Below are 2,102 nucleotides of genomic sequence, written 5' to 3'. Positions count from 1 at the left end.
GTAATATTGCCGGTGTTGCTGCCGCTATCGGTTTTGGTGGCCCGGGGGCGATATTCTGGATGTGGGTAGTGGCATTTTTAGGTGCCAGTACCGCCTATGCAGAATCGACGCTGGGACAAATATACAAAGTGGAAGAGAACGGTCAGTACCGTGGCGGCCCGGCTTACTACTTTGAACGCTGCCTTGGCTGGCGTTGGCTCGGCATCGTGTTTGCGTTATCTGCGATCATCGGCTGTGGTATTTTCTTACCCGGCGTACAGGCAAATGCTGTCGGTAATGCTGTCACGCAAATTTTCGGCGACGGTAATATGGTTGTGACCAGCTTTGGTGAGGTCGGGACCTACAAGCTGATTGCACTGGCGGTTATATTAATTGTGCTGGCGTTTATCATTTTCGGTGGTATCAAACGTATTGCCCACTTCACCCAGATAGTGGTGCCATTTATGGCGCTTGGCTATATTGTTATGGCACTTATCGTCGTGTTTCTGAATCTGGATAAAGTGCCCGGAGTGTTCAATCTTATTCTCAGTGATGCATTCAGTGCGCAGGCAGGTTTTGGTGCCGCTATCGGCTGGGGCGTTAAGCGCGGTATTTATTCCAACGAAGCCGGGCAGGGCACAGGCCCGCACGCAGCCGCCGCTGCAGAAGTTGAGCACCCTGCCCAGCAAGGTCTGGTGCAGGCGTTTTCGGTGTATGTTGATACTTTGTTTGTCTGTACAGCAACAGCACTGATGATTTTAATTACAAAGCAATATAACGTCGCCGGTGAGTTACCCGCCGGACAGTTTATTGTGCAAAACGTCGATGCCGCGACTGAAATTGGCTCTGCCGCTTTTACCCAGATGGCATTGCTGAGTGTGTTCGGTAATTTTGGTCAGGTGTTTGTTGGTCTGGCACTGTTTTTCTTCGCTTTTACCACTATTCTGGCTTACTACTACATCACTGAAACCAACGTGGCCTATTTAAACCGGGTATTCAACAACAAATTGCCGGTAGTGCTGTTTAAACTTCTGCTTATGTTTATGGTGGCCTATGGCACGGTCAACAGTGCTGGTTATATCTGGAATATCGGTGATATTGGCGTTGGCTTAATGGCCTGGGTAAACGTTGTTGGTATCCTGGCGATATTTTTTATGTATAAACCTACCATGCGCTGCTTACGGGATTACGAAGAGCAGAAGAAAAATGGTGGGCCAATCAGCTTCGATCCGGTAAGGCTCGGCATTAAAAATGCTGCTTTCTGGGAAAATAAGTTAGCTAAACAGCAAGCAGAACTGCAACAAAAAGATAAGCAGTAGTTTATCGCCGAAAATAAAAAGCCCGGTTAACACCGGGCTTTTTATTTTTCTGTTACCGGAAAAGCTTATTTCACCTGCACGATCTTACAGGTGTTAGACGCGCCAATGGTTTCCATCACATCACCATGCGTCATAATAACCAAATCACCACTTTTCAAACCGGCTTTGGCTTTTATCGCCTCAATGGCTGCGTCGGCCAGTGATTGACCATCCAGTGCCGTACTGTCAAAAAATGCCGGGTAGACACCGCGGTACAACGCCATCTTGTTCAGTGTCTTAGTATGACGTGACAGCGCAAAAATCGGTTGCGGTGACGTGATACGTGACATCAGCTTAGCCGTGTAACCAGACTCAGTCAGCGTAATAATTGCTTTGATACCTTCAAGGTGGTTCGCGGCATACATTGCTGACAATGCGATGGTTTCACTGATCTCAGTAAACGTCACATCCATCCGGTGCTTAGAGATTTGCACGCTGGGGTGTTTTTCCGCGCCATCACATACCCGCGCCATGGCCCTTACAGTCTCAGTAGGATACTTACCGGCAGCAGTTTCTGCCGACAGCATCACCGCATCAGTGCCGTCGAGCACTGCGTTGGCCACGTCCATCACCTCGGCACGGGTTGGCATCGGGCTTTCAATCATGCTTTCCATCATCTGGGTGGCGGTAATGACAACACGGTTTAGCTGGCGTGAACGGGCAATGATACGCTTTTGCTGGCCAACAAGCTCAGCATCACCGATTTCAACCCCTAAATCACCGCGCGCGACCATCACTGCATCTGATGCACGGATAATGTCATCC

2 protein-coding genes are annotated in these 2,102 nt (G+C 49.2%); one reads left to right on the top strand and one right to left on the bottom strand.

The genetic code is table 11. The features are described 5' to 3' along the window. A partial coding sequence (locus VIN66_RS13840) for an alanine/glycine:cation symporter family protein (protein WP_331924526.1) occupies positions 1-1,298 on the top strand: 1,298 nt, incomplete at its 5' end. A gap of 65 nt (positions 1,299-1,363) precedes the next feature. On the opposite strand, the gene VIN66_RS13835 is transcribed toward VIN66_RS13840, so the two are convergent. Further along, the coding region (locus VIN66_RS13835; RefSeq protein ID WP_331924525.1) for a pyruvate kinase at positions 1,364-2,102 on the bottom strand (739 nt) is incomplete at its 5' end.

Origin of the sequence: Rheinheimera sp. (genome assembly GCF_036568245.1) — a bacterium.
Lineage (GTDB): Bacteria > Pseudomonadota > Gammaproteobacteria > Enterobacterales > Alteromonadaceae > Alishewanella.
This window is presented reverse-complemented; position numbering and strand designations above follow the sequence as displayed.